Consider the following 24,292-nt stretch of genomic DNA (forward strand, 5'->3'; position numbering starts at 1 on the left):
CGGCTCGAAGCACCCGAACCCGCGGCGCCGAAGGCGCCGCAAAGCTACACAGCCGTCACATGGGCGTTGTGCAACGCCTCGGCCGTGGCGATCTTGTGGGCGCAGGCCACCCGTTCGATCTCCTCCGCCGGGGCGCCCATCGAGATCAGGTCGAGCATGTGCTCGTGCTCGACCACCGAACGCCGGGCCCGTCCAGGAACGTAGGTGAAGCTCGAACGCCGCATGTGGTCCAGCCGTGCCCACTCCGACTCAAGCAGGTTGGCCAGGTGGTCGTCCGGACAGTACTGGTAGATCGAGAAGTGGAACTGCCGGTTGAGGGCCGTGAAGGAGGTCGGGTCGAACTCCTCAAGGGCCTCGACCATGCGGGCGTTGATCTCCCGCGACTCCTCGATCTGCTCGGGCGACATGAGAGGGGCGGAGATCGCCGTGGCGTATCCCTCAAGCCGGGCCAGGACGTTGAGCGTGTGCTCGACCTGGGTCGAGTCGAAGACGGCCACACGTGCGCCGATGTTGCGCACGACCTCGACGAGTCCCTCCGACTGCAGTCGCCGTACGGCTTCGCGCAGCGGGATCGTGCTGACTCCGGTCTCCCTGGCGAGCTGGTCCATGACCAGCCGGTAGCCGGGGCCGTACGTTCCGTCGAGGATTCGTGAACGGAGCAGCCCGTAGCTGATCTCCGCCTTCGACTCCTTGGCCTTGGCGGTCTTCTTGACCACTCTCACCGGTGTCCCCTCATCTTTAACCCTGGGCCGCTGCCCTGGTGGGCGCCCGCCCCGTTGGTGATCACCGGCTCAGCGCCCTCACGACGATGCCACGGAACTCGGCACCCGTGAGCGCGCCGAAGTGGTCGCCCGGGACGGTGAGCAGCTCCGCTCCGTCTACCAGACCGACGATACGCTCGATTCCGTTCGTCATCATGTCGTCTTGGCCGACGACGAAGACCGGCGGGGTCTGGCCGGGCCATCCCTTCGGGTCGAACGGGCTCCCGGCCAGGCCTTCGACGACGAGCGCGAGACCCGGCGCCCGCTCGGGGCCACGGGAGCCGACCATCCCGGCGATCATCCCGGTGAAGGGGTCCTCGGGCTGCACGCCCTCGGCGACGGCCTTGTGGAGGGCGGCGATGTCCACCATGGTGAAGGGCTCGACGGGGCTGAGCCCGCCGAGTACGGCCCGGCGCACGCGCTCCGGAGCCGCCTCGGCGACCGCCCAGCTGAGCCTGGCGCCCAGCGAGTAGCCCGCGATGTCGAACGTCTCGACGCCCGCCTCGTCCAGCACGGCCAGGATGTCGCGTGCCTGCGCCGGGGCGCCCGCCTCCTCGGCGGAGTCGGAGGCGGGGCTGGCGCCGTGGGCGCGCAGGTCGACCACGACGGCGGTGCGCCCGGCGTCGTTCAGCGCGGCGACGGTGCCCGGCGCGACCCAGTCGGTCTCGCCGTCGGAGGCGATGCCGTGCAGGAGGAGCACGGGGGGCAGGTCGACGGGGTGGTCAGAGGGGAAAACACGGGAGGCCAAGCCCTGTCGGTCCTGCATTGGTCGCGTACTCCTCGAAGAGTCTTTCACATACGATTTCTTATCGTACTGCACGTCTCCGATCTCCGCCGGAAGACGTCCGTACCCCTGGGGATCAGGAGACCTCGGCGGGCAGGGGGAAGTCGACGACCACCTGGCCGGTGCCGCTGCTGCCGAAGTACGGACAGAGCTGCTCGCCGTTGCCGGTGTAATTCTCCCAGCCGAGCAGACCGAAGAGCATGGCCGTGTCGGCCATGGCACCCTCTCCCGTGCAGCGCTTGTTGTAGTCGGGCAGCATCTCCAGGAACTCGGCCGTACGGCCCTGCGTCCACATGTCGAGGACGCTGATGTCCACCTGCCGGTTGATCTCGCTGCTCACGTCGTCGAGCATCGACTCGGCGATCTCGTTGGCCGGGAAGGCGTGCGACAGCGAGCCACTGGCCAGGAAGGCCACTTTCCTGTCACTGCGGCGGATGGCCCGCATCAGCGCCTCGCCGATCCTGCGGTTCTCCTCGATCGTGGAGTACATGTTGCAGCCGATCGGCAGCACCCGGATCGAGGAGTCCTTGTTCATGAAGTACATCGGCACGAGAGTGGCGTACTCAAGGCCGAGGTCGTTGTAGTCGTGGACGCGTGCCTTCTGCCCGCCCGCGACGATCTCCTCACGGACCAGTTCGGCCAGCTCGGGGTCGCCCTGGTAGTCGTAGGCCAGGTCGTGGATGAAGTGCGGCAGCTCGTGGCTGACGTAGGTGGCCTGGTGGCGTTCCTTGCCGTTGAGGTGGAAGCCGATGCTGTTCAGCCAGTGGGTGTCGGCGACCAGGAAGGTGTCGGCCCCACGCTCGTGGGCCCGCCTGCCGATCTCCGTGAGTGCCAGCTCGGCGTTCCTCCGGATGCCGAAGTGCTTACCGGGCTGAATCGACAGCCAGATCGACGGCACATGCGTGATCTTGGCCGCCATGACGAGCTCTCCCATCACGACCCTCCCAGGTGTGTCCAGACGCCCTTGACTTCTGTATAGGCGACGATGGCGTACGGTCCCATCCCCCGGTCGTGGCCGCTGGTCGCGGCATCCGGGACATGGATCATGTCGGTGAGGACGGCTCCGGCCCTGTCCCCGGCCGTCGTGCGGTGGGGGGTGGACAGGTCCCTGGTTCGGACGAAGGCCGTGGCGAAGGTCGCGGGGCCGTACTCCGAGGTGCTGGCACGATCCACGATGTCGTGGGGGGCACCGGGGTCGTTCTCAGACAGTATCCGGACGATCGGCCGGTGTGTCCTCCGGGGCGTCACCGCCCGAACGCGGGCCGTACCCGCCGCGAAGAGGCCGTCGGCGGCCGTGCGGGACACGGGAACGCGCCCGTCTCCGCTGGCCAGGTCCGTCATCTGTCGATCTCCTCGGGTCCGTCCGGTGCTCGTGTTCCCCCGCGGTGGGTCTCACAAGCCCGAACACCTCCAAATCATGTACGAATTCAAATATCTTTGTCTATAGCCCGACGTGACCTCATCGCGTATCATGCATGATGTCGTATACGATTTAACTCAGGGAGGTGGCCGTGGATCACCCGCTCGGCCTGACGCCAGGAAAGATCATCGCGGTCCATCTCAACTACCGCAGCCGAGCGGCCGAGCGTGGGCGTACCCCGGCGGTCCCCTCCTACTTTCTCAAGCCCGCCTCCTCACTGTCCTGGTCGGGTCGGCCCGTCGTCCGGCCCGCGGGCTGTGAGCTGATGGCCTTCGAGGGTGAGATCGCCATCATCATCGGCACCCGGGCCCACCGGGTCTCCCCCGAGGAGGCGCTCGGCCACGTGGCCGGTTACGCCGCCGCCAACGACTTCGGGGTCTACGACTTCAAGCACGCCGACCTCGGCTCCAACCTCCGCGCCAAGGGCCAGGACGGCTACACGCCGATCGGCCCGGCCATCCTCAAGACGGACGACCCGTCGAAGCTGTGGCTGCGCACCTACGTCAACGGGGACCTGGTCCAGGAGGCGTGCGCCGACGAGCTGCTGTTCGGCTTCGACCTGCTGATCGCCGACCTGTCCCGGCTGATGACGCTCGAACCCGGTGACATCATCCTGGCCGGCACCCCCGCGGGATCGACCGTCGTACAGCCCGGCGACGTGGTCGAGGTCGAGCTTGAGGACACCGGCAGGCTCCGCAACGAGGTCGTCGCCGACGAGGGCCCCCTGCCCCCCTACGGCGTGCAGCCCAAGGTCACCGACCAGCTCAAGGCCGCCGCGTACGGCTCGACCCCCGTCCCCGGCGCCGAGAAGGCGGGCGTCCTCGACGAGGATCTCATCGCGGCCCTGAAGTCCGTCTCCACCGCGACGATCTCCTCCCAGCTGCGCAAGCGGGGCATCGACCACCACTTCATCGAGGGCGTCAAGCCCGCCAGGCCCGACCTGCGCATGGTGGGCGTCGCCAGGACGCTCCGCTACCTCCCGCTGCGTGAGGACGTCTTCGCCGAGATCGGCAACGGCATGAACGCGCAGAAGCGCACCGTCGAGGAGATCCAGCCGGGTGAGGTCCTGGTCATCAGCGCCAGGGGCAACCACGGCGCGGGCACGCTGGGCGACATCCTCGCGCTGCGCGCCCTGCGCCGCGGCGCCGTCGGCGTGATCACCGACGGCGGCCTGCGGGACAGCCCCTCCTTCTCCAGCCTGGACATGCCCTCCTACTACGGGGTCGCGCACGCGGCCGTGCTCGGGCGCAGGCACGTCCCGATGGACTCGCAGATCCCGGTGGACTGCGGCGGCGTGCTGGTCATGCCGGGTGACGTCCTGGTCGGCGACGCGGAGGGCGTTGTCGTGATCCCGCCCCGGCTGGTCGCCGAGGTCGCGCGCGACTCCGTCAAGCAGGAGAAGGAGGAGCGCTTCATCTACGAGCGAGTCGACGAGGGCGCCTCTGTCGACGGCCTCTACCCGATGAACAAGGCCTGGCGCCAGGTCTACGAGGAGCAGGCAAGCGCCGAGTGACCCTGACCCCCGCGAAGACCGACCTGTAGCAGCACAAGGAGTGATCACATGAAGTTCCGTTCGGATCCCGCGAGCATTCGCGGGTCCCTCGCCCCCGTGGTGACCCCGTTCACCGCGACGGGCGAGCTCGACCTCGACTCGCTGCGTGCCCTGGTCCGCTGGCAGCTCGACCAGGGCTCCCACGGCATCTCGATCGGCGGCTCGACCGGTGAGCCCGGCGCGCAGAGCGTCGACGAGCGGATCGCCGCGATGGCCGCCGTCGCCGAGGAGACCGCCGACCGCGTGCCGTTCCTGCCGGGCACCGGCTCCGCCAAGCTCGACGAGACCATGCGCCTGACCGCGGAGGCCGAGCGTCTCGGCGCCGACGCCGCCCTCGTCATCACCCCGTACTACGCGCGTCCCACCCAGGAGGCGCTCTACAGCTGGTACTCCACGGTCGCCAAGGAGTTCCCCAGCCTGCCGATCGTCATCTACAACGTCCCGTCGCGGACCGCGGTCGACATCGCCCCCGAGACGGTGGCCAGGCTCCGCCGCGACCACGACAACGTCGTGGGCATCAAGGAGACCACCAAGGACTTCGAGCACTTCTCCCAGGTGCTCCACAAGTGCGGCCGTGACTTCCTGATGTGGTCGGGCATCGAGCTGCTCTGCCTGCCGCTGCTCGCGATCGGCGGCGTCGGCTTCGTCAGCGCGGTCGCCAACCTGGCCCCGGCCTCCGTCGCGAAGATGTACACCGCCTATGTCGAGGGTGACCACAAGACCGCCCTCGACCTGCACTACGCCCTGCACCCCCTGGTCGAGCTGCTGTTCGTCGAAACGAACCCCGCCCCTGCCAAGTGGGTCCTGGAACAACGCGGTCTGATCGCCTCCGGTCATGTCCGCCCGCCTCTGATCACGCCCACCGACGCGGGGATCAAGCGGATCAACGAACTGCTGGCCCAGAGTGAGGGAGTGGCTTGATGAACCTGCAGCACTACATCGGCGGGGAACACGTCCCCAGCGTCTCCGGCGCGACGTTCACCGCCCTTGAGCCCGCGACCAACGAGGAGTACCTGACGGTCTCCGCCGGTCAGGCCGAGGACATCGAGGCCGCGGTCGCCGCGGCCCGCAAGGCCTTCACCGAGGGCCCGTGGCCGAAGATGCCGGCCCAGCAGCGCGCCGGCGTCCTGCGCAAGATCGCCGACGCGATCGAGAAGCGGGACGACGAGATCGCCTCCCTGGAGTGCCGGGACACCGGTCTGCCGATCACCCAGGCCCGTGGCCAGGCCCACCGCGCCGCGCAGAACTTCCGGTTCTTCGCCGACGTCATCACCACCCTGGGTGAGGACGTCTACCGCGTCGCCTCCGCCCAGCTGAACTACGTGATCCGCAAGCCCATCGGCGTCGCGGGCCTGATCACCCCGTGGAACACCCCGTTCATGCTGGAGACCTGGAAGCTGGCGCCCGCGCTCGCGGCCGGCTGCCCGGTCATCCTGAAGCCCGCCGAGTGGTCCCCGCTGTCGGCCAGCCTCCTTCCGGCCATCATGGAGGAGGCGGGCGTGCCCGCCGGTGTGTTCAACATCGTGCACGGCATCGGCGAGGAGGCGGGCGCCGCCCTGGTCGCCCACCCCGACGTGCCGATCATCTCCTTCACCGGTGAGACCACCACCGGCCAGATCATCATGCGCAACGCCGCGGACAACCTGAAGACGCTGTCGATGGAGCTCGGCGGCAAGTCCCCGCTGATCGTGTTCGACGACGCCGACCTCGACCGCGCGCTCGACGCCGCCGTCTTCGGTGTCTTCTCCCTGAACGGCGAGCGCTGCACGGCCAGCTCCCGCGTTCTGGTCCAGGACACCGTCTACGAGGAGTTCGTCCAGCGCTTCGCCGAGCGCGCCTCCCGCGTGAAGGTCGGCGCCCCGGACGACCCGGCGACCGAGCTGGGCGCGCTGGTCCACCCCGAGCACTACGCCCGGGTCATGGAGTACGTCCAGATCGGCATCGACGAGGGCGCCCGTCTGGTCGCCGGTGGCTCGCGCCCCGACAGCCTGCCGGTCGGCAACTTCCTGTCGGCCACGGTGTTCGCGGACGTCTCGCCGAAGATGCGGATCTTCCAGGAGGAGATCTTCGGCCCGGTCGTGTGCGTCACGCCGTTCTCCACCGAGGAGGAGGCGCTGGAGCTGGCCAACGACACCCGGTACGGCCTGGCCGCCTACCTGTGGACGAACAACCTGCGCCGCACGCACAGGCTCGCCCAGCAGATCGAGTCGGGCATGCTCTGGGTCAACTCCCAGAACGTCCGTGACCTGCGCACCCCGTTCGGCGGCGTCAAGGCCAGTGGCCTCGGCCGTGAGGGCGGCAAGCACAGCATCGACGTCTACACCGAGTCGCACATCGTGCACGTGGCGACCGAGGACCTGCCGATCTCCCGGTTCGGCGTCTCCTGACCCTTCTCCGGTCCGGCGCCCCTGGCCCGGACCGTTCCCGCCGGGCCGTACCCGGTCCGGCGGGTCGTGGTCCTTCCGGCCTCCTGCCGGCCGGGAGGGCCACGGCCGGTTCCTCCGGCGTCAGAAACCGACGGAGTTCACCATGCTCCGCAGGAGTTTCAGTCCGGCCTCCGAGGAGCCGCCGGGCTTGGCGCTGTACATCAGCACGCGGTGGCCCGAGTCGTCCGGCAGGTGCAGGACCTCGAACTCCAGGGTGAGGTCGCCGACCTCCGGATGCTGGAAGCGCTTGGTGCCGGAGGCGCAGGTCGCCACCGGATGCCGGGACCACGTGGCGGCGAACTCCGGGCTCTTCATGGACAGCTCGCCGATCAGCTCCGCCAGCTCGCGGTCGTCCTGGTAACGGCCGGCCACGACTCTGAGCGAGGCCACCGCGCGGATCGCCTCCTCCTCCCAGTGGACGTGGAGGTTGCGGTGGTGCGGGTCGAGGAAGAGCATCCGGGCCAGGTTCGGCCGGTCCGCGATCCGGTCGGGGGCGTCGAAGGCGTGGTGCCCGGCGAGAAGCAGGTGTCCGAGCCTGTTCCAGGCGAGCACCTCGTTGCGCCGCCCCAGCACCACGGCGGGAACCTCACCCATGGCGTCGATGAGCTGGCGGGTGCCGGGCCGTACCATGGCGGGCCTGGCGGGTCTGCGGCGTTTCGCGGGGACGGGCCTGGCGAGGTCGTGCAGGTGGGCGCGTTCGTCCTCGTTCAGGTCGAGCGCGCGGGCCAGGGAGTCGATGACGGCCTCCGAGGCGTTGGCGCTCTGCCCCTGCTCCAGCCGGGTGTAGTAGGTGGCGCTGACACCGGCGAGCTGGGCCAGCTCCTCCCGGCGAAGGCCCGGCACGCGGCGCCTGCCGTAGGAGGCGACGCCCACGTCCTCGGGCTTGAGCCTGCTTCGTCTCGTGCGGAGAAACTCCCCGAGTGCCGTGATGTCCTGCATGAAGTCCATGGTGCCCGGTTTCTCCGGGTCGTGCCTGTCCCTGCCGGTGCCAGGCAACCGGTGGGTAGGAGGTCCTGAGGCCTGGTTGCCGATCCCGGTCCGATCGATGGTGGTGAACCGACAGCGGAAAGCCACCAGCGAGAACGGACCCTCGACGTGTCAAGCGTGGATCAACGGACCCGGCCCAGGATGACGACCAAGCAGCGGCTCACTCTGGTCCTGCTGCTGAGCGCGAGCTTCACCCTCGCGGTCGACTTCTCGATTCTCAACGTCGCCCTGCCGGAGATCGGGGAGAGCGTCGGTTTCTCCCTGCGGAACCTGCAGTGGATCGCCACCGCCTTCGCGCTCTGCGCCGCGGGGTTCACCTTGCTGTTCGGGCGCTTCGCCGACCTCTTCGGACGGCGCAGGCTCTTCCTGTCCGGCATGGCGCTGCTCGGCGTCGCGTCCCTGGCCGGTGGCCTGGCGACCTCTCCCGAACCGCTGCTGATCGCCCGTGTCGCCCAGGGTCTGGCCACCGCAGCCGTCACTCCGGCGGCGCTCTCCCTGCTGACGACCGCCTTCCCCGAAGGGCCGCTGCGGGAGCGGGCGCTCGGCCTGAACGGGGCTCTCATGGCCGCGGGCTTCACCACCGGGGCGATCCTGGGCGGCGTCCTCACCGACCTGCTCAGCTGGCGGTGGGCGTTCTTCGTCAACGTGCCGGTCGCGGTCGTCGTGCTCGTCCTGGCTCCGTCCACGCTCACCGAGACCCGGCCCGCCGAGCGGCCCAAACTCGACCCGCTGGGGGCCGTCGCGGTCACCTCGGGCCTGCTGGCCCTGATCTACGGACTCACCACGGCGGGCGAGCGTTCCTGGAGCGACCCGGCCGTGCTGGGCGCCCTGGGCGCCGGCGTGCTGCTCCTGGCCGCCTTCTGGGTGATCGAGAAGCGTGTCGCCGCGCCGCTGGTGCCGGTCGCGATCCTGAAGCGGCGCAGTGTCGGCCTGGGCAACGTCGCCGGGCTGCTGGCCTTCGCGACGGAGACCTCCCTGGTCTTCCTGCTCACCCTCTACCTGCAGAAGGTCCTCGGCTACTCCCCGCTGGGCGCCGGTCTGGCCTTCGCCGTCCTCGGTGTGGGCACCGTACTGGGCGGGATCGTCGGCCCGAAGGTCATCGGCAGGATCGGCAGCGCCAGGGCGGTCGTCGTGGGACTCGTCGTCCAGGCGGCCTCGACCCTTCCGCTCGCCCTGCTCGGGCCGGAGCCCGGCTGGATCGCCCTGCTTCTCGTGGCGACCTTCGCCGGTGGGGTGGCCAACCTGGTCGCGATCGTCGGGTTCATGGTCACCGCGACCTCCGGGCTTCCCGACGGGGAGCAGGGGCTGGCGACAGGTCTGGCCACGATGAGCCAGCAGGTCGGCATCACCATGGGCATCCCGGTCATGAGCGCCGTCGTCGCGGCCTACGTCCACGCCCAGGGTGGGGAGAGTGCCGGGAACGTGCTCGGCGGGGCGAGCGTCGCGATCGTCGTCAACGCCGTCCTCTGCCTGGTCACGGCGGTGGTGGTCGCCCTCTTCCTACGAGTTCCTACGAACCCGAGGCGGCCTGCCGTCTGACCCGTACGGTGCCCGGCGTTGGCCGCCGGGCACCGTACGGGCGTCGAGGATCAGCCGAACGCCAGGGTCGGCAGGTCGACGGCCATGGCGCCGCCGTCGGCGACGATCACGGAACCGGTCATGATGGCCGACTCGGCGGAGCCGAGGAACAGGCAGATGTCGGCGATCTCCTCGGAGGTGGCCGGGCGGCGCAGCGGGACGTCCTTGGTGACCAGGTCGTAGGCCTCGTCACGGGTGATGGCGTCGCGGGCGGCGAGCTCGTCCATCTGGTGGTCGGCCATCGGGGTGCGCACCCAGCCGGGACACAGGCAGTTCACCCGCACGCCCTTGGGGCCGTAGTCGCGGGCCAGGGACTTGGTCAGCCCCACCAGCGCGTGCTTGGTCGTGACATATCCGCATACGTTGGGTCCGGCGGCCAGACCCGCGATCGAGGAGACGATCACGATGCTTCCCTGGCTCTCGATCAGCGCGGGCAGCGTCTCCCGGCAGGTCACGAAGCAGCTGTTGAGGTTGGCGTCGAGGCTGAGCCCCCACGACTCGTCGTCGGTGTCCGCGACCCCGGAACCCCCGTGTCCACCGGCGTTCGCGACGACGATGTCGAGCGAGCCGAAGCGCTCACGCGCCAGGTCCGCCGCCGCCCTCATCTGGGCGGCATCCGTCGCGTCGGCGGCGAAGGCCACGGCCGCGTCTCCGAGCGGAGTGGCGACCTCGGTAAGGAGCGCCTCTCTCCGACCGGTCAGAACGACTCTGGCGCCCTCTTCCACGTACCTTCGGGTGACAGCCGCGCCGATTCCCGTACCGGCCCCGGTGACCAGGGCGACCTTACCTTTTAGCCTCATCGGCCTACTCCTTTGCAGCTAGAAGCTATATGATTTCATAGATAACTTCGCGTAGGAAGGAGTCGTAGTGACCGCCGAAGTAGACCGGCCAGACGGCTGGAAGAACATGGACGACTTCGCCGCCGGGATCGACACCAACCGAATTCCGGTCTCCGACGTCCTCGCCGGCACCGAGGTGAGCCTGACGTTCGACGACGGGACCACGACCACCCTTTCCTTCAAGGACGCGCACAGCGTGAACGTCGACGGCGGTGCCGCCGACTGGTACGAGGCGATCGCCGTACGCGACGATCTCTTCTTCGTTCACTGGACCCAGGCCTCGCAGCCCCGTGAGGCGTACGTCGTCGTCCTGCACACCGCGACCGGGCGCGCCCTGCGCATCGTCTCCATCGTCGCTGAGGAGCGGACCCCCGGCGAGCCTCAGGTCTCCCAGACCTTCACCCCCGGAACCATCGACGGTCGTGAGGTCACGGGCGAGGCGCCCGCACCCACTCGTGACCTGATCGGCAGGCGGGCGCTGTACCGTTACAGCCCGAACCACCTCTACGAACACGTCTACCTCAGTTCCGAACGCTACGCCTGGCAGTGCCTCGTCGGCGAGCAGCGCGGCCACGGTGACGTGGACATGGCGAGCACCTGGAAGATCGCCGAGGACGTCTACGTCTTCACCTTCAGGGAGTTCCTCATCCCGGTGGCCGCGACCTGGCTGTACGACTGGGCCGCGCTGCGCTCGGTCGGCTCCTTCCTCGGCATCTCCGGCGAGGGTGACATCAGGAACTCCGGCGGCGGCGCCTACATCCAGCCGCTCGGCCAGGTGACCTACCCGGACGGCGGAGAGCCCGTCTGAGGACAAGCGCTGTTCAGCGAAGCGAAGTGAAGTAAGGAGAGGCAATGAGCAAGAACCTCGACGCGGTCCGCGCGTCATACGAGGCTTCGGCGGCGGGTGACGTCAACGGCATCCTGGGCCTGCTCGGCCCCGACGCCGCGTGGACCGAGATGGCCGGTTTCCCGTACGCGGGCACCTACATCGGCCCTGACGAGGTGCGCGACAAGGTCTTCGCCAGGCTCGGCGGCGAGTGGGACAACTACCAGGCGGTTCCCGAGGAGTACGTCGACGGCGGCGACACGATCGTCGTGATCGGCAACTACCGGGGCACCTACCTCGCCACCGGCAAGTACATGGACGTCCGCTTCACGCACGTGTGGCACGTCAAGGACGGCGTCGCCACGAAGTTCGAGCAGTTCACCGACACCGCGCTGGTCCAGGAGGCCCTGCGCCCGTGACACGGTGCCCATGACGCGGCGCCTGTGACAGGGCGCCCATGACGCGGCCGGTGACACACCTCGTGTCACCGGCCTTGTCACATGGCCCGCCGGGTTCGGGCCGACCGGTTACCGGCGCCGGTCGGCCCGAACCCGGCGGGCCCTGCCCATCAAGGCCCATCAAGGCCCGTCAAGGCCCGTCAAGGCCCGTCAGGCCGTGAGCGCGGCGCACAGCCGGGGTACGGCCACGCCGATCGGGTCGTGGACGACCTCGTCGGCCATGTGGTCGTAGGCCGTCGGCTCCCCGTTGACGATGACCACCCTGGCCCCCGCCTCCGCCGCGATCGAGACCAGGGTCGCCGCGGGCCGTACCTGCAGGGAGGTGCCCACGGCGACGAACACCTCGCAGTTCCCTGCCGCCTCGACCGCCCTGGACAGGACATCCTGGTCGAGGGACTGACCGAACATCACGGTCGCGGTCTTCAGGACGCCGCCGCACGCGCGGCAGGCCGGGTCGTCCTCCCCCGCCATGATCCGTTCGACCGCCTCACGCGTCGTCGAGTCCGCCCCGCACGAGGTGCACACCGCGCCGAACATGTTGCCGTGCAGTTCGAGCACCCGGTCCGGCGGCGACCCGGCGCGCCGGTGCAGGCCGTCGACGTTCTGCGTGATGATCCAGGCGTCCGGCAGCGTGGCCAGGGCGCGGTGGGCGGCGTTCGGCTCGGCGTCCCAGGCTGGACTGTCGCGGCGGAACAGCCATGACCGCCGTCTGATCTCGGCGCTGCCCATGTAGTGGTGGTAGGTGACGAGCTTCTCCTGCTCCGGGTCCGCGCGCCACAGGCCGTTCGGGCCTCGATAGTCGGGAATGCCGGATTCGGTGGAGATGCCCGCCCCCGTCAGTACGGTCACCGTCATCGCCCAATCGTAGTCAGCCCTACGCGGTCCGGAGTGATTCGGAAAAAACCGGTGAGGTACCCCATGACGCGAAACGAGGGGGAGCGCCATGGGGACCGTCGCCGAGCAGTTCGTCCAGGTGTTGCGGCAGGCCGGAGTCGAACGGATCTACGGGGTCGTGGGCGACAGCCTCAACCCGGTGGTCGACGCGGTGCGCAGAACCGGGGGCATCGACTGGGTCCAGGTACGCAACGAGGAGGCCGGGGCCTTCGCCGCCGCCGCCGAGGCGCAGGTCACCGGGCGGCTCGCGGTGTGCGCGGGCAGCTGCGGGCCCGGCAACACCCACCTGGTGCAGGGCCTGTACGACGCCCACCGCAACCGTGCCCCCGTGCTCGCGCTGGCCTCGCAGATCCCCAGCCCGCAGATCGGGACGGACTTCTTCCAGGAGACCCACCCGGAACGGCTGTTCACCGAGTGCGCCGGCTTCTGCGAGGTGATCGGCACGGCTGAGCAGATGCCCAGGGTGCTGCGCGTGGCCGTACAGCGGGCGATCGGCGGCCCGGGAGTCTCCGTGGTCGTCCTGCCCGGCGACGTGGCGCAGCTGCGGGTGTCCCAGGAGGCCGGGCCGCACGACTTCCTCACCCGGCCGGGCACCCTCCACCCTCCGGCCGACCAGGTCTCCGAGCTGGCCGTCGCGCTGAACGCCGCCGAGAAGGTGATGCTGTTCTGCGGCGCCGGGGTGCGCGGCGCGCACGAGGAGGTCATGTCGCTGGCCGCCCGCACGCTCGCCCCGGTCGGGCACGCGCTGCGGGGCAAGGAGTGGATCCAGTACGACAACCCCTACGACGTGGGGATGAGCGGCCTGCTCGGGTACGGCGCGTGCTACGAGGCCACACGGGAGGCCGACCTGCTGGTGCTGCTGGGCACGGACTTCCCCTACGACGAGTTCCTGCCCGGCGCGCGGACCGTCCAGGTGGACCACGACGCGGGCAGCCTGGGCCGCAGGACGCCGCTCGAACTGGCCGTACACGGCGACGTCGGGGAGACGCTGCGGGCCGTACTGCCCGACGTGCGCCAGAAGCAGGACCGGCGCTACCTGGACAGGATGCTCGAACGGCACCTGAAGGCCCTGGACAACGTGGTGGACGCCTACACCCGGGACATCGAGCACCATGTCCCGATCCATCCCGAGTACGTCGCCGACGTGCTGGACGAGCTGGCCGGCGACGACACGGTCTTCACCGTTGACACCGGGATGTGCAACGTCTGGGCCGCCCGCTACCTGACGCCGAACGGCCGCAGGCGTGTCATCGGCTCCTTCAGGCACGGGAGCATGGCCAACGCCCTGCCGCACGCCATCGGCGCCCAGTTCGCGGCCCCCGGCAGGCAGGTGGTCTCGCTGTCCGGCGACGGCGGGCTCGGCATGCTGCTCGGGGAGCTGCTCACCGTACGGGACCACGACCTTCCGGTGAAGATCGTGGTGTTCAACAACTCCTCGCTCGGCATGGTGAAGCTGGAGATGCTGGTCGACGGCCTCCCCGACTTCGGCACCGACTACCCCTTCACCGACTACGCGGCGATCGCCACGGCGATGGGCGTCGAGGCCGTGACCGTGCGCAGTCCCTCGGAGGTCCGCGAGGCGCTCGGCACGGCCCTGGAGGCCCCCGGCCCGTACCTGGTGGACGTCGTCACCGACCCGAACGTGCTGTCCATCCCGCCGCGCATCACCGGAGAGCAGGTCAAGGGGTTCGCCAAGGCCGCGAGCAAGGTGGTGCTGAGCGGCGGCGTCGGACGCATGATCGACATGGCGAGGGCGAACCTGCGCAACATTCCCCGTCCCTGATTCCCGTACGGCAGGCTGTCGGGGTGAGCAGACTGCAGCGGCGGATCACCGAGGCGGCCGAGGCCGCGCTCGCCCAGCGTGGGTTCGTCACCGTGATCGACGTGCTGACGGGCCTGCGCTGGCTGCGCGCCGGTCAGGTGGACACCTGGCGGCAGGGCGGGGCCGCCACGCTTGAGGAGCTGACCGCGGTCGACGGCGCCCGGATGACCGAGGCGGCTCTCCTGCTCAGGCGCTGGGCGCTCGAACGGGGGCTGACCGAGGGCGAGAGCGCCTACCTGTCGAGCGGCAGGGACCGGGGCGAGCTGCGTTTCCTGGCCGGGGGTGAGGAGTCGGTCTTCCGTGTCCACTGGGTCTCCCCCGACATGAGCGAGGCCAGGAGGAGGCGGCTGGCCGAACGGCAGGCCAAGGCCCCCGACCTGGTCGCGGTCGAGCCCCAGCGGGAGTGGAGGTGCGCGGGCTGTGGCGGGACGGGGCCGTACCTCATCATGGAGGGCACCGAGCCGTACTGCCTGACCTGTGCCGATCTGGACCACCTGGTCCTGCTGCCCGCGGGGAACGCGGCGCTGAGCCGCAGGGCGAAGAAGGAGAGCGGGCTGGCCGCCCTGGTGGTCAGGTTCAACCAACGGCGCAAGCGGTACGAACGCCTCGGCATCCTGGTCGAGGAGTCCGCGCTCGCGCTGGCCGAGGAGCAGTGCCTGGCCGACGAGGAGGTACGGCTGCGCCGTCGCGAACGCGACCGGGAACGGCGCGCGGGCGAGGACGTGGAGTTCCAGGCGCGGATGGCCGCGGAGATCGTCAGGCTGTTCCCCGGCTGTCCGCCCGAGCGGGCCGAGGAGATCGCCCGGCACGCCGGTCAGCGGGGCAGCGGCCGGGTCGGCCGTACCGCGGCGGCCAGGGTCCTCGACGAGAACGCCGTCACGCTGGCCGTGATCGCCTCGGTGCGGCACCTGGACACCGACTACGACCGGCTGCTGATGTCCGGGGTCCCCCGGGCCGAGGCCAGGGAGCGCATCAGGAGCGGCATCGACCGGGTGCTCGCCCGCTGGCGGAGCGAGATTGTCGGTGCCGCTGGTCACAATGGGCGCCATGGACAGCTGGCGTGAGGTGCGGGAGACGATGCGCGGGTTCGCGCTGAGCCTTCCCGAGGCGTACGAGGACCACCCCTGGGGTGAGAGCGTCGTCAAGGTCAACAAGAAGATCTTCGTCTTCCTCGGCGTCGAGGAGCCGACCGACAGGTGGAGTCCGCACGTGGGCGTCAAGCTCCCCGAGTCGAACGGCCACGCCCTGTCCCTCGACGGCGCCAAGCCCTCGGGCTACGGCCTCGGCAGGGCGGGGTGGGTGACGATCCCGCTGACGGGCCCACTGCCGGAGACCGAGGTGCTGCTCGACTGGGTCGAGGAGAGCTACCGGGCCGTGGCGCCCAAGCGGCTCGTCGCCACGCTGGACGCCTCGTCTCCCGGTGATGTGCCGAGCTGAGGGCTCCCTCAGTTGATGATGCCCCCGCTTCCTCTGCTGCCGCCCGGCGTCCTGTTGTCGCTGAGGTCGTCGTTGAGGATTCCGCCGGGGATGCGTTCCGGGTTCTGACGGTGGTGACGGTGGCGGTGACACTTGCCGTGTTTGCAGGGCTTCACGTTCTCTGTGACGCCCGGCGCGTCCACCTGGGCCGCCTGGGCCGGTGTCATGGCGGGCACGGCGAGGGCGCAGGCCCCCATCGCACCGGCCGCGAGAGCGTTCCTGATCCTGGTCATCATGGATGACTCCACGTGAATCTCAGACGGAACGCCGTGCCGCCACCGAGATGACGGCACGGCGTCGAACCGGAGACTTCCACGGTATGACCGCGAGGCCCCGGAGGCACCCCAGAGAGCCCCAAGGCCTCAGGCCCCTCGGATTACCATTCAGCCACTAAAAGCGATTACGCCAACACATTTAGCGACAGATCGTCTTTCATCCCCTGATTCCACCAAGTCCCACGGGTCAGGAGAATGTCCGCGAACCGCAATGGGCCGACCGCTTCGTGAGCAATGTGACCACTGACGGAAGAACGCCACCGCCACCTGCCTAGACGCCTTTCACCCGGCCTTTCCCTTTTAAAGAGACTTCGCGACGGCGTGGCGTCACACGACAACCATTGGCAACTGTAAGCATCCTTATCGTTACGTTGAGTCAACCAACGTAACGGGCACAGGCCGTATTTCGGTCAGATGGTTGGTCGCGGCCACGGGCCGCGTTCCGGAGAGAACGGTATCTTCCTATGTTCACGCCCATTCCCCGCACGGATGCCGTCGTAGCCCGCGCCAGGACCAGGTCCAGGGGGCTGACGACGGCGATTCTGGCCGGGTCCGCCTCCCTCGCGCTCGCTGCCTCCGTGTGCACGACCGTCACCGCGCCCGCCGCCCTCGGCAGCCAGGGTGACTCGGTCGCCGTCCCGAACCCGACGCCGACCATCCCCACGCTCAAGGAAGAGGCCCGCCGCAAGTGCAGGCCCCACAACTTCTTCAGGTTCCACCACTTCAAGCCGATCAACTTCTTCCTTCCCAGGACCCGCTTCATCGACGGCCCCGGCGGCACGATCACGGCGAGCGTCAGGCGGCAGTACCGCGTGTACTTCGAGGTGGAGATCGAGCGCGAGAAGCAGAGCGAGATCAAGCACGACATCGACCGCAACGCCCTGCACGAGGGGATCCTGCGCAGGCTGCGCAACAACGTCAACCCGCTGCTCGCCGAGGAGCACGTCGTCGAGGCGGGCCACCTGTACGCCAGGGACGTCACCCCCGGCAAGTACGGCAACCTCTGGTACCGCGTGTTCGGCTACCGGGTCGGCTGGTCGACCTGGAAGCAGCTTGAGGACTGCAGCGTCAACCACATCGCCACCGGCATCGCCAACGTTCCCGCCCGGGTCGAGGGCTGGCGCTACTGGGAGACCGACCACCCGATGTACCGCGGCCGCAAGCTGTCCGAGAAGTAGGACGCGGGCCGTACGGCGACGCCCGGGTGACCACCGTGCCAGGTCACCCGGGCGTCGCCGTACGGCCGTGAGGACAGAGGGGTCAGCGGCCGAGGAAGCGTACGGCGTTGCCGCCGAGCAGCCGCGCCCGCGCCTCCTCGGTCAGGAACCCGGCGCCCCTGATCAGCGAGCCGACCGGCGTCTCCCCCAGCGGGTAGGGGAAGTCGGAGCCGAGCATGACCCGCTCCTGCCCCATGGTGTCCACCAGCAGCCGCAGCGCCCGCTCGTCGAAGACCACCGAGTCGACGCTGAAGCGCTCCAGATAGGCCGAGGGCGGCAGCAGCGAGGTCCCGACCACGTCGTTGCGGCGGTGCCAGGCGTTCTCGAAGCGGCCGAGCCAGAAGGCGAACGAGCCGCCGCCGTGCGCGAAGCAGATCCGCAGGCTGTCGGGGACCCTGTCGAAGACGCCGCCCAGAATGAGGGCGAGCACCGACAGGTGGGTCTCCGCCGGCATGCCGACCAGCCACTGGGCCATCCAGCGCCGCAGCCGGGGGCTGTCGGCCATGTCCCACGGGTGGACGAAGACCGGCGCGCCGACGGCCGCGCAGTGCTGGAGGAACTGGACGATCCCCGCGTCGTCGAGGTCGAGGTCACCGACGTGGTTGCCGATCTCGACGCCCGCGTGCCCCGCCGCCAGGCACCGGTCCAGCTCCGCGCAGGCCAGGTCGGGGTCCTGCAGCGGCACCTGGCAGAACGGCACGAGCCGCTCGGAGTCGCAGATCTCCAGGGCCAGGTCGTTGAGGATCCGCGCCACCCCGGCCGCCTGCGCCGCCGGGCGCTCGTAGGAGAAGAAGACCGGCGTCGGAGAGACGACCTGGACGTCGATCCCGTCGGCGTCCATCCGGTCGAGACGGACCCGGGGGTTCCAGCAGTCGTCCTGGATCCTGCGGAACTCCCGGTCGCCGAGCAGGATCATGGCCTCCCGCTCCGACTCGACCCTGAGCCTGGGCGCCTGCGGCCAGCCCAGGTCGGGCCAGCCCCGGGGGACGTGGTGGGTGTGGACGTCGATGATCAACGGCTATCCCTTGCCCGGGTGGAGGGCGCCGCAGCCGCCGCAGGTACGGGCCTTCTCGTCGTCGTAGAACGCCTGGAAGATCGGCGGCAGGTCGGACACGATGTCACGGACCTGGAGCTCGACCTCGTGTACGACGGCGTTGCAGTCCTGGCAGTACCACCGGAACTTCTCCAGCACGCCCTCCGGCCTGATCCGCTCGACCAGGAAGCCGACCGACCCCTCCTCGGGGCGCTGCGGCGAGTGCGGCAGGTTCGGCGGGAGCAGCCACATCTGGCCCTCCTTGACGTGCACGGTCTCCGGCCCGTCCTCGGTCATGACGTTGATGTGCATGTTGCCGCGGACCTGGTAGAACAGCTCCTCGTACGGGTCGACGTGGAAGTCGGTCCGCGCGTTCGGGCCGCCGACGACCATGACGATGAGGTCGTTCGCCCCCTCGAAGATCACCTTGTTGCCCACCGGGGGCTTGAGCAGGTGGGCGTGCTCGTCGATCCACTTGGTGAAGTCGATGGGCGGAATCACTGGCTCTCCTCCTTGTAGGCGACTGCCTGGATCTCGATCAGAAGATGGGGGTGGGGCAGCTGGTGGACCGCGACCGTCGTCCTGGTCGGTCCGGTCTCGTCGAAGTACTCCGCGTAGACCGCGTTGTAGCCGCCGAAGTCGTTCATGTTCACCAGGTAGGCGGTCACCTGGACCAGGTCGGAGAGGTCGGCTCCCACGGCCTGGAGGATGTCACGGATGTTCTCGATCACCGCCCTGGTCTGCTCGGCGATGTCGAGGCTGACCGTGCCGAACTCGTCGGCCCGTGCCCCGGCGATCGTGTTGTCCGGCCTGCGGGAGCTGGTCCCGGACACGTAGATGAGGTCACCGGCCCGCTTGACGTGCGGGAACCTGCCACGCGGCGTGGCCTTCCCGCCGACGACCACACCCTCGCTCACGGCGCCTCCCCGTTCACGGCGCCCGCGGCGGTGAAGGAGACCGACCCCAGGTGCTGGGCCTGCACCCTGACGTGCGCGCCCGCCGGGAGCGGCTCGGCCGGGGTCGCGGCGCCCGCCAGCAGGATCCAGCCGGGCTCGATGACCACCCCGGCCTGTACGGCCAGCCGCGCGGCCTCGACCACGGCCCTGCGCGGGTCGCCGAGGATGGCTCCGGTCGATCCGGCCTGGACGACCCGGCCGTCGATCTCCAGCAGCATGCCGAGGTTCCACAGCGCCGGGTCGTACGGCCGCCACGGGCCGACGACGTAGCCCGCGGCCGAGGTGTTGTCGGCGATCACGTCGGGCAGCGAGAAGCGGAAGTTCTCGTAGCGGGAGTCGATGATCTCGATGCCGGGCGCCATGGCCACCACGGCACCGGGGGCGAGGGCGTCGGCGACGGTGGCGATGCGCCTGCCGACGAGGTAGACGACCTCCGGCTCGATACGTGGGTGGATATAGCCGGAAATATCAGCGTTTGAGCCGTCCAGGACCGCCGACGACTCCGGCACCCTGCCGAAGATCACGTCGTGCACGCCCATCTGGCGGCGCTTGCCCTCGCTGGTGAAGCCCAGCTTCACCCCGGCCAGCCGGTCGCCCCGGTCCAGGCGCAGCCGCAGCAACTCCTCCTGCACCCGGTAGGCGGTCGCCACGTCGTAGTCCTGCTCCGGCTGCCGTACGGCGCGAGCCGTACGGGCGGCCTCGTCGAGCACCGCGGCGAGCTTGTGGATGTCGGTCACGCGTTCTCCTTCGCGCGCGCCAGGTCCAGCGCGATGTCCACGATCATGTCCTCCTGGCCGCCGACCATCCGCCGCCTGCCCGCCTCCGTCAGGATGGCCCGGGTGTCGATCCCGTAGCGCTCGGAGGCCGCCTCCGCGTGACGCAGGAAGCTGGAGTAGACCCCGGCGTAGCCGAGCGTCAGCGTCTCCCTGTCCACCCGGACCGGCCGGTCCTGCAACGGCCTGATCAGGTCGTCGGCCGCGTCCATCAGGGCGTTGAGGTCACAGCCGTGCTCCCAGCCCATCAGGTCGGCCACCGCGACGAACACCTCGATCGGGCAGTTGCCCGCGCCCGCGCCCATCCCGGCCAGGGAGGCGTCGACCCGGAAGGTGCCGTTCTCCACGGCGACGACCGAGTTGGCCACGCCGAGGCCCAGGTTGTGGTGGGCGTGGACGCCGATCTCCGTCGCCTCGTCGAGCACCTCGCGGTAGGCCCTGACCCGGTCACGCACCCCGTCCATGGTCAGCCCGCCGCCGGAGTCGGTCACGTAGACGCAGTGCGCGCCGTACGACTCCATGAGCTTGGCCTGCCTGGCCAGCTCCTCCGGCGGCGCCATGTGGGACATCATCAGGAACCCGGCCACGTCCATGCCCAGTTCGCGGGCGGTGGCGATGTGCTGGGCGGAGATGTCGGCCTCGGTGCAGTGGGTGGCGATCCTGACCGAGGTCACGCCGAGCGCGTGGGCCCGCCTGAGGTCGTGGATGGTGCCGATCCCGGGCAGCAGCAGGGTCGTCAGCTTCGCCTGCCGTACGGCTCCCGCGACCGCCTCGATCCACTCGTCGTCGGTGTGCGCGCCCGCGCCGTAGTTGAAGCTGCCCCCGGCGAGGCCGTCGCCGTGGGCGACCTCGATGGCCGCGACGCCCGCGGCGTCCAGCGCGGCGGCGATCTGAGCCGCCTGCTCCGTGCTGTAACGGTGCCTGATGGCGTGCATGCCGTCCCGCAGCGTCACGTCCTGGACGTAGAGCCTCATGCGCCCACCTCCGCCAGCCGCTCGGCGGTGCGCAACGCGGCCGAGGTCATGATGTCCAGATTGCCCGCGTACGCGGGAAGGTAGTGGGCGGCCCCCTCGACTTCGAGGAAGACGCTCACCTTGACGCCGCCGGAGCGCTCCCCGGTCGGCAGCGGCTCACCCGCCGGGACGCGCTCGAACTGCACGTCCTGCTTGAGCCGGTAACCGGGCACATACCCGGCGACCCGCTCGACCATCTCCCGTACGGCCAGCTCGACCTCGGCCTCGTCACAGTCGTCGACGAGGCAGTAGACCGTGTCCCGCATGATCAACGGCGGTTCCGCCGGGTTGAGGATGATGATCGCCTTGCCCCGCGCGGCCCCGCCGACCTGCTCGATCGCCCGTGAGGTCGTCTCGGTGAACTCGTCGATGTTGGCGCGGGTGCCGGGGCCGGCCGACCTGGAGGAGATCGAGGCGACGATCTCGGCGTACCGCACCGGGACCCGCGAGGCCACCGCCGCCACGATCGGGATCGTCGCCTGGCCGCCGCAGGTCACCATGTTGAGGTTGCGCTCGCCGAGGTGGGCGTCCAGGTTCACCGGAGGCACCACGTACGGCCCGATCGCGGCCGGGGTCAGGTCGATGACCCGCTTGCCGTGCTCGCGCAGCACCCGGTCGTTGTGCACGTGCGCCCCGGCCGAGGTCGCGTCCAGGACGATGTCCACCTCGTCGAAACCGGGCAGCTTGACCAGGCCCTCGACACCCTCGTGGGTGGTGGCCACCCCGCGCCGCCTGGCGCGGGCCAGACCGTCGGAGTCGGGGTCGATGCCCGCCATCGCGACGACCTCCACCCGCCTGGACAGCAGCGCCTTGAACATCAGGTCGGTGCCGATGTTGCCCGACCCGATGATCGCGATCTTCACCGGCCCACCCGTGGTCACCGTCGTCATGAGAACACCGCCCTTACCGAACCGACGCCGTCGATGTGCGCCTCGAACACGTCCCCGGCCTCGACGGGCACCATCGGCCCGAGCGCGCCGGTCAGCACCACGTCCCCGGCCAGCAGCGGGAAGTCCTTGCCGCCGAGCGCGTCGGCCAGCCACACGGCCGCGTTGAGCGGGTGCCCCAGGCAGGCCGCGCCTGCGCCGGTCGAGGCCTCCTGGCCGTTCCTCGTCATGGTCATCCCGGCCAGCCTCAGGTCGAGACCGCGCAGGTCGACCGGGGTGTTGCCGAGCACGAACGCCCCGCTTGAGGCGTTGTCGGCGATGGTGTCCACCAGCGAGATGTCCCACCCGGCGATCCGGCTGTCCACGATCTCGATGGCCGGGAGCACGAAGTCGACCGCCCTGATGACGTCCGCGACCGTGAACGGCCCGCCGACCAGGTCGCTCTTGAGGACGACCGCGATCTCCGCCTCGGCCTTCGGCTGCAGGAACCGGGAGGCGGGCACGGGCAGCCCGTCCAGGCAGGCCATGTCGGCGAAGAGCATCCCGAAGTCGGGCTGGTCGACGCCCAGCTGCCGCTGGACCACGGTCGAGGTCAGGCCGATCTTCCGCCCGACCAGCCGCCGCCCCTCGTGCAGCGCCCTCCTGGTGTTGATCTCCTGTACGGCGTAGCCGACCTCGGCCGTCCCGCTCGGCAGCGTCTGCCGTACCGGGGGACACGGCTTGCCGTGGCGCGCCGCGTCGAGCAGCTGGTCGGCCGCCTCGGCGAGCGCGTCGGTCGCCTCGCTCCACTCACTCATGTTCCGGCTCCAGCTTGATCGTGATCGTGGTGGGTTCCGAGTAGAAGTCCAGGGAGTCGGTGCCGCCCTCCCTGCCGATGCCCGACAGCTTCACCCCGCCGAACGGGGTGCGCAGGTCGCGCAGGTACCAGGTGTTGACCCACACCAGGCCCGCCTCAAGGGACTGGGCGACCCGGTGCGCCCGGCTGAGCCGCGAGGTCCACACCGTCGCGGCCAGGCCGTACTCGCTGTCGTTGGCCAGTGCGATCGCCTCGGCCTCGGTGTCGAACGGCGTGACGTGACAGACGGGGCCGAAGATCTCCTCCCGGTTCACCCTGGAGGTCGGCGGCAGACCGGTCAGCACGGTCGGTTCGACGTAGTACCCCCCGTCCCGTTCGTCGCCGAAGCGCGGCACGCCGCCGCCCGCCCTGAACTCGGCGCCCTCCTTCTCGGCGAGCCGGTAGTAGGTCAGCACCTTGTCCCGGTGCTCGGCGGAGATCATCGGCATCATCGTGGTGTCCTCGTCCTCGGGACGCCCGAACCGCAGCTCCCCGGCCCGCTTGGCCAGGCGCGTGACGAACTCCTCGAAGATCGGCCGCTCGACGTAGAGCCGCTCGGTGCACAGGCAGACCTGCCCGCCGTTGGTGAACACCGAACGCACACTGCCCTCGACGGCCGCGTCCAGATCGACGTCCGCGAAGACCAGCCCGGCGTTCTTGCCGCCCAGCTCGAACGAGACCGGCTTGACCCGGTCCGCCACGCCCTTCATGATCGTCGACCCGGTACGGCTCTCGCCGGTGAAGGTGACCGCGTCCACCCCCGGGTGCTCCACGAGGAACTGGCCGGTCGAGCCACCGCCGAAGCCGTGCACCACGTTCAGGACACCCGGCGGCAGACCGACCTCGGCGGCGATGTCGGCGAGCACGGCCATCGAGCCCGGCGTGTGCTCCGACGGCTTGACCACGATGGTGTTGCCCGCGACGAGCGAGGGGCCGATCTTCCAGGTCGCCAGCAGGAACGGCAGGTTCCACGGCACGACCACCGCGACCACACCGAGCGGCCTGCGCACCGTGTAGCTCAGCACGTCCTTCAGATGGAAGGCCTCGTCGGGGCGCTGGGCGGCGATCTCGGCGAAGGAACGGAAGTTGGCCGCGCCACGCGGGATGTCCAGCGTACGGGTCTGTGTGATCGACTTACCGGTGTCCGCGATCTCCGCGGCGACGAGCTCCTCGAACCTGGCCTCGATCGCGTCGGCGAGGCGGCGCATCCATCCGGCCCGCTCCGCGATCGGCAGCGCCGCCCAGCCGGGCTGTGCCGCGCGGGCGGCGGCGACCGCCTTGTCGACGACGGCCCGGTCCGCCTCGTGGACCAGGCGGACCACCCCGCCGGTCACGGGGTCGTGCGTCTCGAACGTCGCCCCCTCGGCGACCTGTACCCCACCGATGAAGTGGGTCACCTGGTCAGACAAGTCTTCTCCTCACGAAAGGACCACACCTGGTCACTACGTACGGGTATAGGCGCGGGGACTCCGTTGAGCAA

Annotated in this window: 26 protein-coding genes; 10 read left to right on the forward strand and 16 right to left on the reverse strand. The window is 69.7% G+C overall.

Going from position 1 to position 24,292, the window contains the following annotated elements:
- Positions 1-44 precede the first annotated feature (44 nt).
- The 4 genes from ABT340_RS29195 to ABT340_RS29210 all read right to left on the reverse strand — a co-directional run bounded on the left by ABT340_RS29195 (position 45) and on the right by ABT340_RS29210 (position 2,886).
- Positions 45-722 carry a GntR family transcriptional regulator gene (locus tag ABT340_RS29195; RefSeq protein ID WP_352014052.1) on the reverse strand — a complete coding sequence of 226 codons (678 nt, stop codon included), beginning with the start codon at positions 720-722 and terminating at the stop codon, positions 45-47.
- A gap of 61 nt (positions 723-783) precedes the next feature.
- Complete coding sequence (locus ABT340_RS29200; protein ID WP_352014053.1) at positions 784-1,527, reverse strand: alpha/beta fold hydrolase; 744 nt, start codon at positions 1,525-1,527, stop codon at positions 784-786.
- Between the two features lie 94 nt (positions 1,528-1,621).
- Complete coding sequence (hpaD, locus tag ABT340_RS29205) at positions 1,622-2,479, reverse strand: 3,4-dihydroxyphenylacetate 2,3-dioxygenase (protein WP_352014054.1); 858 nt, start codon at positions 2,477-2,479, stop codon at positions 1,622-1,624.
- A complete protein-coding gene (locus ABT340_RS29210; RefSeq protein ID WP_352014055.1) occupies positions 2,479-2,886 on the reverse strand; it encodes a hypothetical protein in 408 nt (135 codons plus the stop codon). The genes hpaD and ABT340_RS29210 overlap by 1 nt, the downstream gene beginning before the upstream one ends.
- A 170-nt stretch (positions 2,887-3,056) precedes the next feature.
- Here ABT340_RS29210 and ABT340_RS29215 point away from each other — a divergent pair, with 170 nt between their 5' ends.
- From ABT340_RS29215 to hpaE, 3 genes are read left to right on the forward strand one after another with little or no spacing between them, the layout of a single operon-like run.
- Entirely contained in the window at positions 3,057-4,478 is a 1,422-nt protein-coding gene (locus ABT340_RS29215; RefSeq protein ID WP_352014056.1) for a fumarylacetoacetate hydrolase family protein, read from the forward strand.
- Between the two features lie 48 nt (positions 4,479-4,526).
- On the forward strand, positions 4,527-5,438 hold the full coding sequence (dapA, locus tag ABT340_RS29220; RefSeq protein WP_352014057.1) for a 4-hydroxy-tetrahydrodipicolinate synthase: 912 nt from the start codon (positions 4,527-4,529) through the stop codon (positions 5,436-5,438).
- Positions 5,438-6,904, forward strand: a complete 1,467-nt coding sequence (gene hpaE / locus ABT340_RS29225) for a 5-carboxymethyl-2-hydroxymuconate semialdehyde dehydrogenase (RefSeq protein WP_352014058.1) — start codon at positions 5,438-5,440, stop codon at positions 6,902-6,904. Before dapA ends, hpaE begins: the two co-directional genes overlap by 1 nt.
- Before the next feature lie 120 nt (positions 6,905-7,024).
- On the opposite strand, the gene ABT340_RS29230 is transcribed toward hpaE, so the two are convergent.
- The gene (locus ABT340_RS29230) at positions 7,025-7,882 is read right to left on the reverse strand and encodes a helix-turn-helix transcriptional regulator (RefSeq protein ID WP_352014059.1); all 858 of its coding nucleotides are present in this window, start codon (positions 7,880-7,882) and stop codon (positions 7,025-7,027) included.
- 165 nt (positions 7,883-8,047) lie between these two features.
- On the opposite strand from ABT340_RS29230, the gene ABT340_RS29235 reads away from it, so the two are divergent.
- The gene (locus tag ABT340_RS29235) at positions 8,048-9,469 is read left to right on the forward strand and encodes an MFS transporter (protein WP_352014060.1); all 1,422 of its coding nucleotides are present in this window, start codon (positions 8,048-8,050) and stop codon (positions 9,467-9,469) included.
- Between the two features lie 50 nt (positions 9,470-9,519).
- On the opposite strand, the gene ABT340_RS29240 is transcribed toward ABT340_RS29235, so the two are convergent.
- Complete coding sequence (locus tag ABT340_RS29240) at positions 9,520-10,308, reverse strand: SDR family NAD(P)-dependent oxidoreductase (protein ID WP_352014061.1); 789 nt, start codon at positions 10,306-10,308, stop codon at positions 9,520-9,522.
- A 67-nt stretch (positions 10,309-10,375) separates the two neighbouring features.
- Between ABT340_RS29240 and ABT340_RS29245 the strand changes: the two genes are divergently transcribed.
- Both ABT340_RS29245 and ABT340_RS29250 read left to right on the forward strand, forming a co-directional pair.
- Positions 10,376-11,155 carry a MoaF C-terminal domain-containing protein gene (locus tag ABT340_RS29245; RefSeq protein ID WP_352014062.1) on the forward strand — a complete coding sequence of 260 codons (780 nt, stop codon included), beginning with the start codon at positions 10,376-10,378 and terminating at the stop codon, positions 11,153-11,155.
- Positions 11,156-11,199: 44 nt separating this feature from the next.
- Positions 11,200-11,592 carry a nuclear transport factor 2 family protein gene (locus ABT340_RS29250; protein ID WP_352014063.1) on the forward strand — a complete coding sequence of 131 codons (393 nt, stop codon included), beginning with the start codon at positions 11,200-11,202 and terminating at the stop codon, positions 11,590-11,592.
- Positions 11,593-11,781: 189 nt separating this feature from the next.
- On the opposite strand, the gene ABT340_RS29255 is transcribed toward ABT340_RS29250, so the two are convergent.
- A complete protein-coding gene (locus ABT340_RS29255) occupies positions 11,782-12,486 on the reverse strand; it encodes an SIR2 family NAD-dependent protein deacylase (RefSeq protein ID WP_352014064.1) in 705 nt (234 codons plus the stop codon).
- A gap of 88 nt (positions 12,487-12,574) precedes the next feature.
- Here ABT340_RS29255 and ABT340_RS29260 point away from each other — a divergent pair, with 88 nt between their 5' ends.
- The 3 genes from ABT340_RS29260 to ABT340_RS29270 are packed head-to-tail and all read left to right on the forward strand — an operon-like array spanning position 12,575 to position 15,784.
- The gene (locus ABT340_RS29260; protein WP_352014065.1) at positions 12,575-14,308 is read left to right on the forward strand and encodes a pyruvate dehydrogenase; all 1,734 of its coding nucleotides are present in this window, start codon (positions 12,575-12,577) and stop codon (positions 14,306-14,308) included.
- Positions 14,309-14,331: 23 nt separating this feature from the next.
- The gene (locus tag ABT340_RS29265; protein ID WP_352014066.1) at positions 14,332-15,411 is read left to right on the forward strand and encodes a DUF2293 domain-containing protein; all 1,080 of its coding nucleotides are present in this window, start codon (positions 14,332-14,334) and stop codon (positions 15,409-15,411) included.
- On the forward strand, positions 15,395-15,784 hold the full coding sequence (locus tag ABT340_RS29270) for an MmcQ/YjbR family DNA-binding protein (RefSeq protein ID WP_352014067.1): 390 nt from the start codon (positions 15,395-15,397) through the stop codon (positions 15,782-15,784). The genes ABT340_RS29265 and ABT340_RS29270 overlap by 17 nt, the downstream gene beginning before the upstream one ends.
- Before the next feature lie 8 nt (positions 15,785-15,792).
- Here the strand turns inward: ABT340_RS29270 and ABT340_RS29275 are convergent, their stop codons facing one another.
- On the reverse strand, positions 15,793-16,059 hold the full coding sequence (locus tag ABT340_RS29275) for a hypothetical protein (protein ID WP_352014068.1): 267 nt from the start codon (positions 16,057-16,059) through the stop codon (positions 15,793-15,795).
- A 503-nt stretch (positions 16,060-16,562) separates the two neighbouring features.
- Here ABT340_RS29275 and ABT340_RS29280 point away from each other — a divergent pair.
- Complete coding sequence (locus ABT340_RS29280; protein WP_352014069.1) at positions 16,563-17,276, forward strand: hypothetical protein; 714 nt, start codon at positions 16,563-16,565, stop codon at positions 17,274-17,276.
- A gap of 82 nt (positions 17,277-17,358) precedes the next feature.
- Here the strand turns inward: ABT340_RS29280 and ABT340_RS29285 are convergent, their stop codons facing one another.
- The 8 genes from ABT340_RS29285 to ABT340_RS29320 are packed head-to-tail and all read right to left on the reverse strand — an operon-like array spanning position 17,359 to position 24,221.
- Positions 17,359-18,330, reverse strand: a complete 972-nt coding sequence (locus tag ABT340_RS29285) for an amidohydrolase family protein (protein ID WP_352014070.1) — start codon at positions 18,328-18,330, stop codon at positions 17,359-17,361.
- Positions 18,331-18,333: 3 nt separating this feature from the next.
- Positions 18,334-18,849: a 3-hydroxyanthranilate 3,4-dioxygenase gene (locus ABT340_RS29290; protein WP_352014071.1), complete on the reverse strand. Its 516-nt coding sequence runs from the start codon at positions 18,847-18,849 to the stop codon at positions 18,334-18,336.
- The gene (locus ABT340_RS29295; protein WP_352014072.1) at positions 18,846-19,265 is read right to left on the reverse strand and encodes a RidA family protein; all 420 of its coding nucleotides are present in this window, start codon (positions 19,263-19,265) and stop codon (positions 18,846-18,848) included. Before ABT340_RS29295 ends, ABT340_RS29290 begins: the two co-directional genes overlap by 4 nt.
- Positions 19,262-20,041 carry a 2-keto-4-pentenoate hydratase gene (locus ABT340_RS29300; RefSeq protein WP_352014073.1) on the reverse strand — a complete coding sequence of 260 codons (780 nt, stop codon included), beginning with the start codon at positions 20,039-20,041 and terminating at the stop codon, positions 19,262-19,264. The genes ABT340_RS29295 and ABT340_RS29300 overlap by 4 nt, the downstream gene beginning before the upstream one ends.
- Positions 20,038-21,051 (reverse strand): 4-hydroxy-2-oxovalerate aldolase, encoded by a 1,014-nt coding sequence (gene dmpG, locus ABT340_RS29305; protein ID WP_352014074.1) that lies wholly within the window; start codon positions 21,049-21,051, stop codon positions 20,038-20,040. Before dmpG ends, ABT340_RS29300 begins: the two co-directional genes overlap by 4 nt.
- Positions 21,048-21,980, reverse strand: coding sequence for an acetaldehyde dehydrogenase (acetylating) (locus tag ABT340_RS29310; protein WP_352014075.1), 933 nt, complete (start codon positions 21,978-21,980; stop codon positions 21,048-21,050). The genes dmpG and ABT340_RS29310 overlap by 4 nt, the downstream gene beginning before the upstream one ends.
- Positions 21,977-22,774: a 2-keto-4-pentenoate hydratase gene (locus ABT340_RS29315; protein WP_352014076.1), complete on the reverse strand. Its 798-nt coding sequence runs from the start codon at positions 22,772-22,774 to the stop codon at positions 21,977-21,979. Before ABT340_RS29315 ends, ABT340_RS29310 begins: the two co-directional genes overlap by 4 nt.
- Positions 22,767-24,221 carry a 2-hydroxymuconic semialdehyde dehydrogenase gene (locus ABT340_RS29320; RefSeq protein WP_352014077.1) on the reverse strand — a complete coding sequence of 485 codons (1,455 nt, stop codon included), beginning with the start codon at positions 24,219-24,221 and terminating at the stop codon, positions 22,767-22,769. Before ABT340_RS29320 ends, ABT340_RS29315 begins: the two co-directional genes overlap by 8 nt.
- Positions 24,222-24,292: the final 71 nt, after the last annotated feature.

It is taken from the genome of Streptosporangium sp. NPDC000239, from assembly GCF_040300765.1.
GTDB lineage: Bacteria > Actinomycetota > Actinomycetes > Streptosporangiales > Streptosporangiaceae > Streptosporangium.

Coding starts and splice junctions, on each gene's coding strand:
- ABT340_RS29200 (WP_352014053.1), bottom strand. CDS start 1,527: ATGCAGGACCGACAGGGCTTGGCCTCCCGTGTTTTCCCCTCTGACCAC.
- hpaD (WP_352014054.1), bottom strand. CDS start 2,479: ATGGGAGAGCTCGTCATGGCGGCCAAGATCACGCATGTGCCGTCGATC.
- ABT340_RS29210 (WP_352014055.1), bottom strand. CDS start 2,886: ATGACGGACCTGGCCAGCGGAGACGGGCGCGTTCCCGTGTCCCGCACG.
- dapA (WP_352014057.1), top strand. CDS start 4,527: ATGAAGTTCCGTTCGGATCCCGCGAGCATTCGCGGGTCCCTCGCCCCC.
- hpaE (WP_352014058.1), top strand. CDS start 5,438: ATGAACCTGCAGCACTACATCGGCGGGGAACACGTCCCCAGCGTCTCC.
- ABT340_RS29230 (WP_352014059.1), bottom strand. CDS start 7,882: ATGCAGGACATCACGGCACTCGGGGAGTTTCTCCGCACGAGACGAAGC.
- ABT340_RS29240 (WP_352014061.1), bottom strand. CDS start 10,308: ATGAGGCTAAAAGGTAAGGTCGCCCTGGTCACCGGGGCCGGTACGGGA.
- ABT340_RS29250 (WP_352014063.1), top strand. CDS start 11,200: ATGAGCAAGAACCTCGACGCGGTCCGCGCGTCATACGAGGCTTCGGCG.
- ABT340_RS29255 (WP_352014064.1), bottom strand. CDS start 12,486: ATGACGGTGACCGTACTGACGGGGGCGGGCATCTCCACCGAATCCGGC.
- ABT340_RS29260 (WP_352014065.1), top strand. CDS start 12,575: ATGGGGACCGTCGCCGAGCAGTTCGTCCAGGTGTTGCGGCAGGCCGGA.
- ABT340_RS29270 (WP_352014067.1), top strand. CDS start 15,395: ATGGACAGCTGGCGTGAGGTGCGGGAGACGATGCGCGGGTTCGCGCTG.
- ABT340_RS29275 (WP_352014068.1), bottom strand. CDS start 16,059: ATGATGACCAGGATCAGGAACGCTCTCGCGGCCGGTGCGATGGGGGCC.
- ABT340_RS29280 (WP_352014069.1), top strand. CDS start 16,563: ATGTTCACGCCCATTCCCCGCACGGATGCCGTCGTAGCCCGCGCCAGG.
- dmpG (WP_352014074.1), bottom strand. CDS start 21,051: ATGAGGCTCTACGTCCAGGACGTGACGCTGCGGGACGGCATGCACGCC.
- ABT340_RS29310 (WP_352014075.1), bottom strand. CDS start 21,980: ATGACGACGGTGACCACGGGTGGGCCGGTGAAGATCGCGATCATCGGG.
- ABT340_RS29315 (WP_352014076.1), bottom strand. CDS start 22,774: ATGAGTGAGTGGAGCGAGGCGACCGACGCGCTCGCCGAGGCGGCCGAC.